Annotated in this window: 13 protein-coding genes; 7 read left to right on the top strand and 6 right to left on the bottom strand. The window is 60.3% G+C overall.

Features of this window, described 5'->3' with window-relative positions; genetic code table 11:
• The first annotated feature begins 1 nt into the window (after position 1).
• The 5 genes from scpB to arfB all read left to right on the top strand — a co-directional run bounded on the left by scpB (position 2) and on the right by arfB (position 5,800).
• A complete protein-coding gene (gene scpB / locus ACMYUN_RS07200; protein ID WP_415763340.1) occupies positions 2–967 on the top strand; it encodes an SMC-Scp complex subunit ScpB in 966 nt (321 codons plus the stop codon).
• Between the two features lie 126 nt (positions 968–1,093).
• Complete coding sequence (locus ACMYUN_RS07195) at positions 1,094–1,285, top strand: DUF1289 domain-containing protein (protein ID WP_016771121.1); 192 nt, start codon at positions 1,094–1,096, stop codon at positions 1,283–1,285.
• 142 nt (positions 1,286–1,427) lie between these two features.
• On the top strand, positions 1,428–2,648 hold the full coding sequence (gene rluB / locus ACMYUN_RS07190; protein ID WP_039761212.1) for a 23S rRNA pseudouridine(2605) synthase RluB: 1,221 nt from the start codon (positions 1,428–1,430) through the stop codon (positions 2,646–2,648).
• A 1,101-nt stretch (positions 2,649–3,749) separates the two neighbouring features.
• Positions 3,750–5,162, top strand: a complete 1,413-nt coding sequence (locus ACMYUN_RS07185) for an amino acid permease (protein ID WP_039761099.1) — start codon at positions 3,750–3,752, stop codon at positions 5,160–5,162.
• Between the two features lie 224 nt (positions 5,163–5,386).
• Positions 5,387–5,800, top strand: coding sequence for an alternative ribosome rescue aminoacyl-tRNA hydrolase ArfB (arfB, locus tag ACMYUN_RS07180; protein ID WP_016771119.1), 414 nt, complete (start codon positions 5,387–5,389; stop codon positions 5,798–5,800).
• On the opposite strand, the gene ACMYUN_RS07175 is transcribed toward arfB, so the two are convergent.
• From ACMYUN_RS07175 to phhA, 6 genes are all read right to left on the bottom strand, one after another.
• Positions 5,797–6,984, bottom strand: a complete 1,188-nt coding sequence (locus tag ACMYUN_RS07175) for an MFS transporter (protein WP_039761213.1) — start codon at positions 6,982–6,984, stop codon at positions 5,797–5,799. The genes arfB and ACMYUN_RS07175 overlap by 4 nt on opposite strands.
• Positions 6,985–7,096: 112 nt before the next feature.
• Positions 7,097–7,279: a hypothetical protein gene (locus ACMYUN_RS07170; RefSeq protein WP_039761215.1), complete on the bottom strand. Its 183-nt coding sequence runs from the start codon at positions 7,277–7,279 to the stop codon at positions 7,097–7,099.
• Positions 7,280–7,349: 70 nt separating this feature from the next.
• The gene (locus ACMYUN_RS07165) at positions 7,350–7,481 is read right to left on the bottom strand and encodes a hypothetical protein (protein WP_016771117.1); all 132 of its coding nucleotides are present in this window, start codon (positions 7,479–7,481) and stop codon (positions 7,350–7,352) included.
• Between the two features lie 334 nt (positions 7,482–7,815).
• A complete protein-coding gene (locus tag ACMYUN_RS07160; protein ID WP_415763339.1) occupies positions 7,816–9,009 on the bottom strand; it encodes an amino acid aminotransferase in 1,194 nt (397 codons plus the stop codon).
• Positions 9,009–9,365: a 4a-hydroxytetrahydrobiopterin dehydratase gene (locus ACMYUN_RS07155; protein WP_016771115.1), complete on the bottom strand. Its 357-nt coding sequence runs from the start codon at positions 9,363–9,365 to the stop codon at positions 9,009–9,011. Before ACMYUN_RS07155 ends, ACMYUN_RS07160 begins: the two co-directional genes overlap by 1 nt.
• Before the next feature lie 115 nt (positions 9,366–9,480).
• A complete protein-coding gene (gene phhA / locus ACMYUN_RS07150) occupies positions 9,481–10,272 on the bottom strand; it encodes a phenylalanine 4-monooxygenase (RefSeq protein WP_129999010.1) in 792 nt (263 codons plus the stop codon).
• A 391-nt stretch (positions 10,273–10,663) separates the two neighbouring features.
• On the opposite strand from phhA, the gene ACMYUN_RS07145 reads away from it, so the two are divergent.
• Both ACMYUN_RS07145 and ACMYUN_RS07140 read left to right on the top strand, forming a co-directional pair.
• On the top strand, positions 10,664–12,226 hold the full coding sequence (locus tag ACMYUN_RS07145) for a sigma-54-dependent transcriptional regulator (protein ID WP_415763338.1): 1,563 nt from the start codon (positions 10,664–10,666) through the stop codon (positions 12,224–12,226).
• 344 nt (positions 12,227–12,570) lie between these two features.
• Positions 12,571–13,311, top strand: a complete 741-nt coding sequence (locus ACMYUN_RS07140) for a flagellar basal body rod protein FlgF (RefSeq protein WP_129999011.1) — start codon at positions 12,571–12,573, stop codon at positions 13,309–13,311.
• Positions 13,312–13,343: the final 32 nt, after the last annotated feature.

Genomic DNA, 13,343 nt, shown 5'->3' with positions numbered 1-13,343 from the left:
TATGAACCTGACTGAACCCCGCGAGCTGGCGTCCCTGCTTGAAGCCTTTCTGTTGGCCTCGGGAAAGCCGCAATCCCTTGAGCGCCTGTTTGAACTGTTCGAAGAAGGCGAGCGGCCGGAGCCGGCGGTCTTCAAGAAAGCCCTGACCCTGCTCGGCAAGTCCTGCGAGGGCCGCGCCTTTGAGCTCAAGGAAGTCTCGTCGGGCTATCGCTTGCAGATCCGCGAGAAGTTCTCGCCGTGGGTCGGCCGTCTCTGGGAAGAGCGCCCGCAGCGCTATTCCCGCGCCTTGCTGGAAACCATCGCGTTGATCGCCTATCGCCAGCCGATCACCCGCGGCGAAATCGAAGATGTGCGGGGCGTGGCGGTCAACAGCAACATCGTCAAGACCTTGCTCGAGCGTGAGTGGATTCGCGTCGTCGGCTATCGCGACGTGCCGGGCAAACCGGCGATGTTCGCCACGACCAAGGCGTTTCTCGACCACTTCAACCTGAAAAACCTCGAAGACCTGCCGCCGCTGGCCGAACTGCGCGAGATGGAAGCCGAACCGGTGCTCGACTTCGACGACGTGCCGGTGCCGCAGAGTCTGCAGGAACTGGCCGACGCCAGCGCCGAGCCGGAGGAGGAGAAGGAAGAAACCAGTTTCCATTCCCTGCTGCTGGAGCTGGACAGCATGGAGGAGGGGATCAAGACCGACTTCGACGACTTGCTGCGTGATGCGGTGGATGGCGAAGCGCCGGTGTCTGAGTCCGAGATTATCGAACCGGTTGTTGAGCTTGAAGTTGAACTTGAAGCCACGCCTGACGCCGAACCGGAAGAGGACGTCCTGGGTGTCGCCGAGGCCCGCGAGAAACTCTTGGCCGCTGTCGCCGCCCTCGAACAGCCGGAACCGGAACTCAGCGAAGAAGAAGCCGAAGCCCGTGCACTGGCTGAGGCAATCGAAGCCGAACGGCGCGAGTTCCACGATTGATCCGGATCCTTGTGGGAGCGGGCTTGCCCGCGATTGCGGTGGGTCAGATCCAATGATGTTGACTGACACACCGCTATCGCGGGCAAGCCCGCTCCCACAGGGTTTGATGTGTTTCTGGAGAGGATGATGAGCTCAACCAAAGACCCATGCATCAGCCTCTGCAAATTTTCCGACGACATCTGCCTCGGTTGCGGTCGCAGCAAGCGCGAGATCAAGGCCTGGAAGAAGCTCGACAAGGACGATAAACGCACGGTGCTGGCCGAAGCCGCGCTGCGCCTGATCAAACTCGGCGGTGCCGGTCGGCGGAAAAAGAAATAACCGGCCATCGATCAGCTAGTCTCTGATGCGCGATGGCGCACATCCGCGTATGATTCGCGACCCTTCGCCGATCCCTTCGGCCGAACACCAGTTTCCAATGCTTCAGGCGCCGCCTGAACAGACCACACCGGGAGGTGCCCAGATGAGTGACATCAATCAGAAAGACGACCAGGAAATCGGCCCAGCAGGCGAAAAGTTGCAGAAGGTCCTCGCCCGTATCGGCGTCGGCTCGCGCCGTGACGTCGAAGCCTGGATCAGCCAGGGCCGGATCAAGGTCAATGGCAAAGACGCCACCCTCGGCCTGCGCGTCGACATGCACGACGCCATTACCATCGATGGCAAGGTGATCAAACGCGAAGAGGCCGCCGAATCGGTGCGCCGCGTGATCATGTACAACAAGCCTGACGGCGAGATCTGCACCCGTGACGACCCGGAAGGCCGTCCAACCGTGTTCGACAAGCTGCCGCGTCCGAAAGAAGGCCGCTGGATCAACATCGGCCGTCTCGACATCAACACCACCGGTCTGCTGATGTTCACCACTGACGGTGAACTGGCCAACCGTTTGATGCACCCGTCCTACGAGATGGACCGCGAGTACGCCGTGCGTGTACGCGGTGAAGTCGATGACGAGATGATCGAACGCCTGAAGGCCGGCGTGGTGCTGGAAGACGGTCCGGCGCGTTTTACCGATATTCAACAGGCGCCGGGCGGTGAAGGCTTCAACCACTGGTACCACTGCGTGGTCATGGAAGGGCGCAACCGTGAAGTGCGTCGTCTGTGGGAATCGCAGGGTCTGGTGGTCAGCCGTCTGAAGCGCGTGCGTTTCGGTCCGGTGTTCCTCAACTCCGATCTGCCGATGGGCCGCTGGCGCGAAATGAGCCAGTACGAAGTCGACGTGCTCAGCGCCGAAGTCGGCTTGACCCCGGTGGCAATGCCGCAGCTGAACGCCAAGAGCAAGGACAAGCTCGAACGCATGCAGCGTAAATCGTCGCGGCCGATGGCCAAGACCGAGCGCGTACGCACCCTGCGTCCAGCCGCTGGCGCACCGACCGGGCCACGCCCGGGCCGCGAGCCGCAGATTGAAGGCGAGCGTCCTGGCCGCAAACCGGTTGCCCGTGATGGCGAGCGTGCACCGCGTCCGGCCAATGGTCGTACCGAGCGTGGCGAACGCGGCGCGCCTGCCGGTCGCGGTACGCCGGTCGCGGATCGTCCAGCCGACACCACCAACAAGCGCCCGGCCAAACCGGCGCCGAAGCGTCCAGGGATCAAACTGGTCGACGGCGACAAGCCCTCGGGCAAACGCCGCGGCGCACCGGCCGGTTCCGGTCAGCGCCCGGGTTTCGGTCGCAAGAAGCCTGAGTGAGGCAGCTGTGAGTTTCTAGCGGCAAGCTGCAAGTTGAAGCGGAAACGCCAACCGTAGGGTTGGCGTTTTTTTTCGTCTGGCGAAACTCATCTGGCGTCTGACAAGGCGCTTTCGCGAGCAGGCTCGCTCCCACAGAGGATTTGTACGCCGCAGATCCAATGTGGGAGCGAGCCTGCTCGCGAAGGAGCCAGTCGCTTAGAACATGAATCGTCCGTCGCAAACCGGCTTGTCATCCAGCGCCAACACCCCGCCGGAAAAGATCAGGTCCAGGTGATGGTTGCCCTTGGGTGGCCGGTGAGACGTGAAAAACCTGGTTGAGGGTTTTTTAATAGACTTCTTGTTCTGTTTTTCAGGGTGGGTTTTCTTATTTGAAAACAAAAAACAGGCCGGCGAAATGTTTAGCAAGCTAGCGACCGTCAATTTGTAGGCGTCCTACGGAAATTTCTGATTCGGAAAATATTCGTTACGCCTTGTAAAGATAACCTGACGATATTGGCCCGCCAACGCGGTGATTTCCGGTCTCGCCCTCCGTTGTAAGGAAAAGCTTCCGTAACCCGACGGAGCGTGCGCCACGCAAGGCTCTGGCGCGCTTGTTTCCAGCCTCCAGTCAGGGTGTGATGCGCCCCATGCCTGTCGTGCAGGCGAATAACAAGAAGGAGGCGCAATGAACGCCGCGACTGATTTCCACTTCTCCCCGTGGGACGGTTTTCTCCTCGTCCCCGCCGATGGCCTGCAAAGGCCTGACTCACATTTTGCAGCCGCTCAAGACTGTCGAGGCGGACACACGCAATCCCGGCAACCGACACGCTGATCAGGCGGGTCTGGCAGCAGGGGGTTAGCGGTGTACAATGCGCCGCGTTTTAACTGTGACCCTCTGCGTAATCGCAAAAATCTCGAGGCTATCCGCCTTGTTCACTCCGCCGCGCCACAAGCGTGCCGGGTTCGATTTCGTCACAGATAAAAACAAACAGGTGACGCATGACCGTTGTAAATGAGCTGAACTCCTGGTGCCTGCGCTGGGGTTTGATCGGGGCTGCCTGAAATCGCAACCTTGCAGCAACGTCTACTGAACATCATCAAACCTTGCGTGAGACCTTTTTCATGAGTGGACAACCCTCGCAATCAGGCGAGCTTAAACGCGGCCTGAAAAATCGCCATATTCAACTGATCGCCCTCGGTGGCGCGATCGGTACCGGATTGTTCCTCGGTTCTGCCGGGGTACTGAAATCCGCCGGCCCGTCGATGATCCTCGGCTACGCCATCTGCGGCTTCATCGCCTTCATGATCATGCGCCAGCTCGGCGAAATGATCGTCGAAGAGCCGGTGGCCGGTTCCTTCAGCCACTTTGCCCACAAATACTGGGGCGGTTTCGCCGGTTTTCTCTCGGGCTGGAACTGCTGGATTCTGTACATTCTGGTGGGCATGTCCGAGCTGACAGCGGTCGGCAAGTACATCCATTACTGGGCGCCGGACATCCCGACCTGGGTCTCCGCTGCCGCATTCTTTGTGCTGATCAACGCTATCAACCTGGCCAACGTCAAAGTCTTCGGTGAAGCCGAATTCTGGTTCGCGATCATCAAGGTTGTGGCCATCGTCGGCATGATCGCGCTGGGCAGCTACCTGCTGGTCAGCGGCCACGGCGGCCCGCAAGCGTCGGTGAGTAACCTGTGGTCCCACGGCGGTTTCTTCCCCAACGGAGTGAGCGGTCTGGTGATGGCCATGGCGATCATCATGTTCTCCTTCGGCGGTCTGGAAATGCTCGGTTTCACCGCAGCCGAAGCCGACAAGCCGAAAACCGTGATCCCGAAAGCGATCAATCAGGTGATCTACCGCATCCTGATTTTCTACATCGGCGCGCTGGTGATCCTGTTGTCGCTGACCCCGTGGGACAGCCTGCTGGAAACCCTCAACGCGTCCGGCGATTCCTATAGCGGCAGCCCGTTCGTCCAGGTGTTTTCGATGCTCGGTAGCAACACCGCCGCGCACATCCTCAACTTCGTCGTGCTGACCGCTGCGCTGTCGGTGTACAACAGTGGCACCTACTGCAATAGCCGCATGCTGCTGGGCATGGCCGAGCAGGGCGATGCACCGAAAGGCCTGGCGAAGATCGACAAGCGCGGCGTGCCGGTGCGTTCGATTCTGGCGTCGGCGGCAGTGACGCTGGTTGCCGTGTTGCTCAACTATCTGATCCCGCAACACGCGCTGGAACTGCTGATGTCGCTGGTGGTTGCGACGCTGGTGATCAACTGGGCGATGATCAGCTACTCGCACTTCAAGTTCCGCCAGCACATGAACCAGACCAAGCAGACGCCGCTGTTCAAGGCGCTGTGGTATCCGTACGGCAACTTCGTCTGCCTGGCGTTCGTGGTGTTCATCCTCGGCGTGATGCTGCTGATCCCGGGGATCCAGATCTCGGTGTATGCGATTCCGGTGTGGGTGGTGTTCATGTGGGTCTGCTACCTGATCAAGAACAAGCGCAGTGTGCAGCCGGTGGTGGCTGCAACGGCGAAATAACCGCGCAAGCAGAAACGACAAACCCGGCCAGAGTGCCGGGTTTGTTGTTTTGAAATGGAAAAATCTGGCATCACACCGAACACTGTGGGAGCGAGCCTGCTCGCGAAAGCGGTCCATCAGAAACATCTGCATCGACTGACACACCGCCTTCGCGAGCAGGCTCGCTCCCACAGAGGTTGAGTGAATCAGGTTATCCTGCACCCTCTGATTACGGACGTTTTTCCATGCTGGTGATTTCCAACAATGTGCATCTGCCGGATGCCGAGATCGAATTGACCGCCATCCGCGCGCAAGGCGCCGGTGGGCAGAACGTCAACAAGGTTTCCAGCGCCATGCATTTGCGCTTCGACATTCCCAACTCGTCATTGCCGGAGTTCTACAAGGAACGCCTGCTGGCGCTGCGTGACAGTCGTATCACCAGCGACGGCGTGCTGATCATCAAGGCGCAGCAATATCGCACCCAGGAAGCCAATCGCGCCGATGCGCTGGAGCGGCTGGTCGAGCTGATTCTCAGCGCCACCAAAGTCGAAAAGAAACGCCGCCCGACCAAGCCGACCCTCGGCTCGAAGAAGCGTCGGCTGGAGTCGAAAACCAAGCGCGGTAGCATCAAGGCCGGGCGCGGCAAGGTGGACTTCTAAGCCTCGCGGTATCTCGCCGTGTGCTTGTACAGATAGACACTCAGACCGAGTCCACTCAACGCCGCGAAGGCTGCGAACAGAAAGATCGAGGCAAAACCGAATCCTGCTGCGATCGCCCCGGCCAGCGGCCCGGTGATCCCCAGCGACAAATCTATGAACAACGAATAGGCACCGACCGCCGCGCCACGGCTGGAGGCCGGGACCAGATTCACTGCCTCCACGCCCAGCGCCGGGAACACCAGCGAGAAACCGAAGCCGCTCAGCGCTGCACCGGCCAGCGCCCAATGCGCATCCGGTGCGATCCACAGCAACAACAGCCCCAATGTTTCCACCGACAGGCAGGCAATCGCCACGCGGAAGCCGCCGAGGCGGTTGATCAGGTTGCCGAACAGCAGCCGCGCGCCGATGAAGCTGGCGCCAAACAGGCTCAGGCACAGCACGGCGTTGTCCCAGTGCTGAGTCGCGTAATACAGGGTGATGAAAGTGGCGATGGTGCCAAAGCCGATCGAACCCAGCGCGAGCCCGCAACCATGCGGGAAGACTTTGCCGAGCACGTGCATGAACGGCAGGCGTTCACCGGCAACAATCGGTGCCGCAGTTTTCGGCCATGCCAGCGCCAGACCGAGCAAAGCGAGGAGGATGATGCTCACGCCCATGCTCCACAAACCCAGCCGGCTCACCAGCCAGACACCGAACGGCGCGCCGATCGCCAGGGCGCCGTAACTGGCGATGCCGTTCCAGGAAATCACTTTCGCCGTATTTGCCGCGCCGACGCGACCGATGCCCCAGCCAATCGAGCCGGAACCGACCAGGCTTTCCGCGCTACCCAGCACCAGGCGGCCAATCAACAGGCTGATCAGGCTCAGCAGCGGCAGGTTCGGTGTCCACGCCGAGATCAGCATGAACACACCACTCAAACCGCAACCAGCGAGGCCGATCATCACCGCGCGTTTGCTGCCCTGGTTGTCGATGATCTTGCCGGCGTACGGGCGGCTGAGCAGGGTGGCGAGGTATTGCACGCTGATCACCAACCCGGCGATCACTGCGCCGAAACCGAGGTCGCTGTGGACGTAGCCCGGCAACACGGCGAGCGGGATGCCGATGTTCAGGTAACCGATGAAGGTGAAGAGGACGATGGAAACTACTTGCAGCGTAACCGCCAGCGGACGCTGGGGCTCGGATATAGACGACATGGGTAACGATCCACGGGAGCAGCCGATTAGATAGGCTGCTCATGATACCGGCGTGAACCGCTCAAGGGCGGGGAAAAGTAAAACTATTTGCCGGGCGGCGCGTTCAGGATTTCGCCGGAGCGACCAGTTGCGTGGTGACGAGGGCGGCGAGGGCATTTTCTTCGCTGCCGAAACGCTCGAGCAGGGCGGCCTGTTTCTCGGGTGAGAGGCGATTCCAGATCTCGATCATTTTCTCGGTGGCGCCGATCAGCACGGCAGCTTGGCTTTCGGAGAATTCGTCGGTCATGGCGGGCTCGGGTTTCAGGCAGTGTGGAAAGCGCATGTTAGCGCTTTCCACACGGTCTGTACGGCGGGTCTTACTCTTCGCTGTCGGCTTTGCGGCTGTCAGCGGCTTCTTGCGGCTCGGGCTTTTCGGCGCCGGCGTGTTGCGGGGTCGTCTGCTCAGGTACGTGCAGGCTTGGGAAGGGGAGATTGGGAATCTCGTGCATGGTTGCGCTCCTCGCTAAGTCTGTTGATAGATCAGGTGCTCCGCGCTTTACAAAGCCTGCGCAGGATACAGCAGGAAAAATGACAATCAGACTTTTAATTCGAATTAATGCGACAGATGGCCGCAGGGAGGGGAGGCGACCACAAAAACCAAATGTGGGAGTGGACTTTTGTGGCGAGGGGATTTATCCCCGATGGGCTGCGAAGCGGCCCCAACCCTGCGTTCGCGGAATGTCTGACACTCCGCGATCAACGGTTTACGACTGCTGCGCAGCCGGTCGGGGATAAATCCCCTCACCACAGGGCTCGCTCCCACAGGGTTTTGTGTTGCAGTAACTATTTGCAAGCGCTGGCGATGGCGTCAGCCAGCAAGGCGAGGCGGGTGGCGTCGATGCCGGCGACGTTGGCCCGGCCCGAGCTGACCATGTACACGCTGTGCCGCTCGCGCAGGGTTTTCACTTGTTCCGGCGACAGGCCGGTGTAGGAGAACATCCCGCGTTGCACGCCGATGTGCGCGAAACGCTCGCGCAAACCGTGGGGTTCCAGCGCTTCGACCAGACCGCTGCGCAGCTGCGCGATCCGCAAGCGCATGGCTTCCACTTCATCGGCCCAGCGCGCTTTCAGCTCTGGATCGGCAAGAATGGTCGCGACTACCGCAGCGCCGTGATCCGGCGGCGTCGACCACAGGTTGCGAGCGATATTGGCCAGTTGACTGCGGATGTCGATGAGCTTGTCGGCGCTGGTCGCGCAGACGATCAGCGCACCGGTGCGGTCGCGGTACAGGCCGAAGTTCTTCGAGCAGGAACTGGTGATCAGCAGTTCCGGCACTTGCGCCGCGAACAACCGGGTCGACCACGCGTCCTGCTCCAGACCATCACCAAAACCCTGATAAGCGAAGTCGATCAGCGGCAGCAGATCGCGGTTGCGCACCACTTCCAGCACACGCTTCCAGTCGTCATGGCTGAGGTCGAAACCGGTCGGGTTGTGACAGCAAGCATGCAGCAGCACCACGTCGCCTTTTGGCACTTCCCTGAGCACGGCGAGCATGGCTTCGACGTCGAGGCGGTTGTCGCTGCCGACGTACGGGTAGTGGCTGACCTTAACCTTGGCGGCGGCGAAAATGGTTTCGTGGATCGGCCAGGTCGGGTTGCTCAACCACACGCCTTTGCCCGGCAGGCATTGGGCGATAAAGTCGGCCGCCAGACGCAGGGCACCGGTGCCGCCCGGGGTCTGAGTGGCGCCGGCGCGTTGTTCGGTGAGCAGTTGTGAGTCGGCGCCGAGCACCAGCTCGTTGATGACCTTGCCGAACAGCGGGTTGCCATGGCCACCGATGTAGGTCTTGGTGTCCTGGCTTTCGACCAGTCGCGCTTCGGCGATTTTCACCGCCTCCGGGATCGGCGTCAGGCCCTGGGCATCCTTGTAGACGCCAACGCCGAGGTCGAATTTGCGCGGATTGGCATCCTGCGCATAGGCCTCCATCAAACCGAGAATCGGGTCGCCGGGAACCCGGCCGATGGCGTCGAAGTGCATTACTTGCGTCCTTCTGCGGTCTTGGCCACTTCGTCAGTGCGCGCGGCCATGATGAAGTCGTTGCGGTGCAGGCCTTTGATCGAGTGGCTCCACCAGGTCACGGTGACTTTGCCCCATTCGGTCAGCAGACCCGGGTGGTGACCTTCGGCCTCGGAGATCTCGCCCACTGCGTTGGTGAACGCCAGCGCATGTTTGAAGTTCTTGAACAGGAAAACTTTCTCCAGCTGCATGATGCCGTCGCGTACTTCGATGTTCCAGTCAGGGATCTGCTTGATCAGGATCGGCAGTTCTTCATCGCTGACTTGTGGCGCATCGGCGCGGCAGGCTTCGCAGTGGGCTTGGTTCAAAGTCGACATGGTGTATTCCTGAAAACGAGTGTGTTTTTTATTAAAGCGCGTGTGCCGTCAATGCCGTCACGCTAAAGCAAAGTGGCGGCGACGGACAGACGCAATTGTCAGCAAAAGTCGCGGTTCAGGCGGCTTTGGGTTTCGGCGGAAATTTCGGCGCGTGCAAGCCCAACTGCATGCCCTGACGAACCATGGCCATGATGTCTTCATGGGCCACGTCGAACAGGCGCTTGAGATTGGGCAGGACGAAATACAGCGGTTGCAGGATGTCGATGCGATACGGCGTGCGCATGGCTTCCAGCGGATCGAAGCGCTGATGTTCAGGCTCGTCCGACAGGCAGTAAACGGTTTCTTTGGGCGAGGACAGAATCCCGCCGCCGTAGATGCGCTTGCCCTGCGGGGTGTCGACCAGACCGAATTCGATGGTCATCCAGTACAGCCGCGCCAGGTACACACGCTCTTCCTTGGTCGCTTGCAGGCCGAGCTTGCCGTAGGTGTGGGTGAATTCGGCGAAGTACGGGTTGGTCAGCAGCGGGCAGTGGCCGAAGATCTCGTGGAAGATGTCCGGCTCTTGCAGATAGTCGAGCTCTTCGCGGGTACGAATGAAGGTGGCGACGGGGAATTGCTTGCTGGCAAGCAATTCGAAAAAGGTCTGGAAGGGGATTAGCGCTGGCACCCGGGCAACTTGCCAGCCGGTGGTCTCGCCGAGGACTTTATTGATCTCGGCCAGTTGCGGGATACGGTCGTGGGGCAGGCCGAGTTTTTCGATACCGTCCAGGTACTCCTGGCACGCGCGACCTTCAATCACCTTCAACTGGCGAGTGATCAGCGTGTTCCACACCGCATGTTCTTCGGCGGGGTAGTCGATAAAACCTTGCGCATCGGGCTCGCGAGCCACGTATTGCGTCTGCTTCATGCTGCTCTCCTGCTAGGAAATTCGTTTTTGTTATGTCCAGCGATGGCTAAAGGAATACCCCAGAGTGCGAAGGCGCGCAGCATGTTGAGCCGTGAGTGCGTAGGAAAATTCAACTGATTTCGTAAAGTTATCGTTACGCTTGGTCGGGTAATGCGCGTTTGCGGTGATTGGCGGGTTTGAAATGGGGCGGGGCTGTCACATAATCTTGACAACTATCTGCGTGCCTCGACAGAAAACAATTTGGCGCGCAACGCGATTCCCCTGTGGGAGCGAGCTTGCTTGCGAAAGCGGTGGACCTGACACATCAATGTAGGATGTGCCGCCGTCTTCGCGAGCAAGCTCGCTCCCACAGGGGATGTGTCAATTTTCCAGTCTTGTCGGGCCTTTTTCTATGCGCATCAAAGTCCACTGCCAGAACCGCATCGGCATCCTGCGCGATATTCTCAATCTGCTGGTGGCATACGGGATCAACGTTGCCCGCGGTGAGGTTGGCGGTGAGCATGGCAACGCGATCTACCTGCACTGCCCGAACCTGATCAACATCCAGTTCCAGGCATTGCGGCCGAAATTCGAGGCAATCGGCGGGGTGTTCGGTGTCAAGCGCGTCGGGCTGATGCCCAGCGAGCGCCGGCATATGGAATTGAATGCGCTGCTCGGCGCGCTGGAATTTCCGGTGCTGTCGATCGACATGGGCGGCTCGATCGTTGCGGCCAACCGCGCTGCAGCGCAATTGCTCGGCGTGCGTGTCGATGAGGTGCCGGGGATTCCATTGTCGCGCTACGCTGAGGATTTCGATTTGCCGGAACTGGTGCGCGCCAACAAATCGCGAATCAACGGCATGCGGGTCAAGGTCAAGGGCGACATCTTTCTTGCCGACATCGCGCCGCTGCAATCGGAGCACGATGACAGCGAGGCCATGGCCGGCGCCGTATTGACTCTGCACCGCGCCGACCGCGTCGGCGAGCGTATCTACAATGTGCGCAAGCAAGAGCTGCGCGGCTTCGACAGTATTTTCCAAAGCTCGAAAGTCATGGCCGCTGTGGTCCGCGAAGCGCGACGCATGGCACCGCTGGATGCGCCGCTATTAATAGAAGGCGAAACCGGCACCGGCAAGGAACTGCTCGCGCGCGCCTGTCACCTTGCCAGTCCGCGCGGACAGTCACCGTTGATGGCGCTCAACTGCGCCGGGTTGCCGGAGTCGATGGCCGAGACCGAACTGTTCGGCTACGGCCCCGGCGCCTTCGAAGGCGCACGGGCCGAAGGCAAGCTCGGCCTGCTGGAGTTGACCGCTGGCGGCACGCTGTTTCTCGATGGCGTCGGCGAGATGAGTCCGCGCTTGCAAGTCAAATTGCTGCGCTTTCTTCAGGACGGCTGCTTCCGTCGCGTCGGCAGTGATGAAGAGGTGTATCTCGACGTGCGGGTGATCTGCGCCACCCAGGTGGACTTGTCCGAACTGTGCGCGCGGGGCGAGTTTCGTCAGGATCTCTATCACCGCTTGAACGTGCTGTCGCTGCACATTCCGCCGTTGCGCGAATGCCTCGACGGTCTGACGCCGCTGGTTGAACACTTCCTCGATCAGGCCAGTCGGCAGATCGGCTGTCCGCTGCCGAAACTGGCCCCGGCGGCGATGGATCGCCTCAGCCATTACCACTGGCCGGGCAATGTCCGGCAATTGGAGAACGTGCTGTTCCAGGCGGTTTCGTTGTGCGACGGCGGTAAGGTCAAGGCTGAACATATCCGCCTGCCGGATTATGGCGTGCGTCAGCCGCTTGGCGATTTTTCCCTGGATGGAAATCTGGATGAGATTGTCGGGCGTTTCGAGAAAGCGGTGCTGGAGCGCTTGTATTCCGAGCACCCGAGCAGTCGGCAACTGGGCAAGCGGCTGGGGGTTTCGCACACCACCATTGCCAACAAGCTGCGTGAGTATGAGGTGGGCAAAACCTCCGAAAGCTAAATAGAGCCTTTGTGGCGAGGGGATTTATCCCCGATGGGCGGCGAAGCCGCCCCGCTTTTCCTTCCCAGCGACCTCATTTGCAGGCTTGGCGACTGCTGCGCAGCCGAACGGGGATAAATCCCCTCGCCACAGGATCGCCATCCCCCCGCTGAACTGAGGATTGCCACCAACCGGCATGACACCGCCGGTTTTTCGTCTTCGATACATTTCAAATTCCCCTCCGATCCCCTCAAGTCCCTTGTTTACCGGGCCTTTGCCCGCCAATAAAAAGTTGGTCTGCAAATTGCTTATGGCTGAGCAGTACAGCGGTGGGCGGCAAACGTCCGGCATGCAGAGGAAACACTGTGGACAAGTACCTTTATGTGGCAATGACCGGCGCCAGCCAGAACGCACTGGCGCAGCGGGCGCATGCCAACAACCTGGCGAACATTTCCACCAACGGCTTCCAGCGCGACCTCGAGCAGGCGCGTTCGATGCCGGTATTCGGTGACAGCTTTCCGGCGCGTGCGTTTGCCATGAGCGAACGGCCCGCCACCGACTTCACCCCGGGCTCGCTGGTGCAGACTGGCCGCGACCTCGACGTCGCAGTGTCCGGCAACGGTTTCATCGCCGTGCAGAACCCCAACGGTGGCGAAAGCTACGTGCGCACCGGCAGCCTGAACATCGACGCCCTCGGCGTACTGCGCGCCGGCAACGGCATGCCGGTAATCGGCAACGGCGGCCCGATCGCCGTGCCGCCCGAGCAGCAGGTCGAAGTTGGCGAAGACGGCACCATCAGTATTCGCGCAATGGGCGAAGGTCCGCGCGTGATGGCCGAAGTCGACCGGATCAAGCTGGTCAACCCGGACATCAAGAACATGAACAAAGGTCTCGACGGTTCGATTTACACCAAGGACGGCCAGCCGGCGCAAGCCGACGCCAACGTCAAACTGGTCTCGGGTTTCCTCGAGTCGAGCAACGTCAATGCCGTGGAAGAAATGACTTCGGTGCTGGCCCTGGCCAAGCAGTTCGAGTTGCACGTCAAGATGATGAACACCGCCAAAGACGACGACCAGGCCATGGCTCGGGTCTTGCAGATCAGCTAATTATCAGAACGTCGCGCCGTAAAACAGGCGCA

The organism is Pseudomonas sp. CP4 (assembly GCF_047758505.1).
Classification (GTDB): Bacteria; Pseudomonadota; Gammaproteobacteria; order Pseudomonadales; family Pseudomonadaceae; genus Aquipseudomonas; species Aquipseudomonas fluorescens_AO.
The sequence above is the reverse complement of the archived record's forward strand: the minus strand, read 5'-3'. Positions and strand labels throughout refer to the sequence as shown.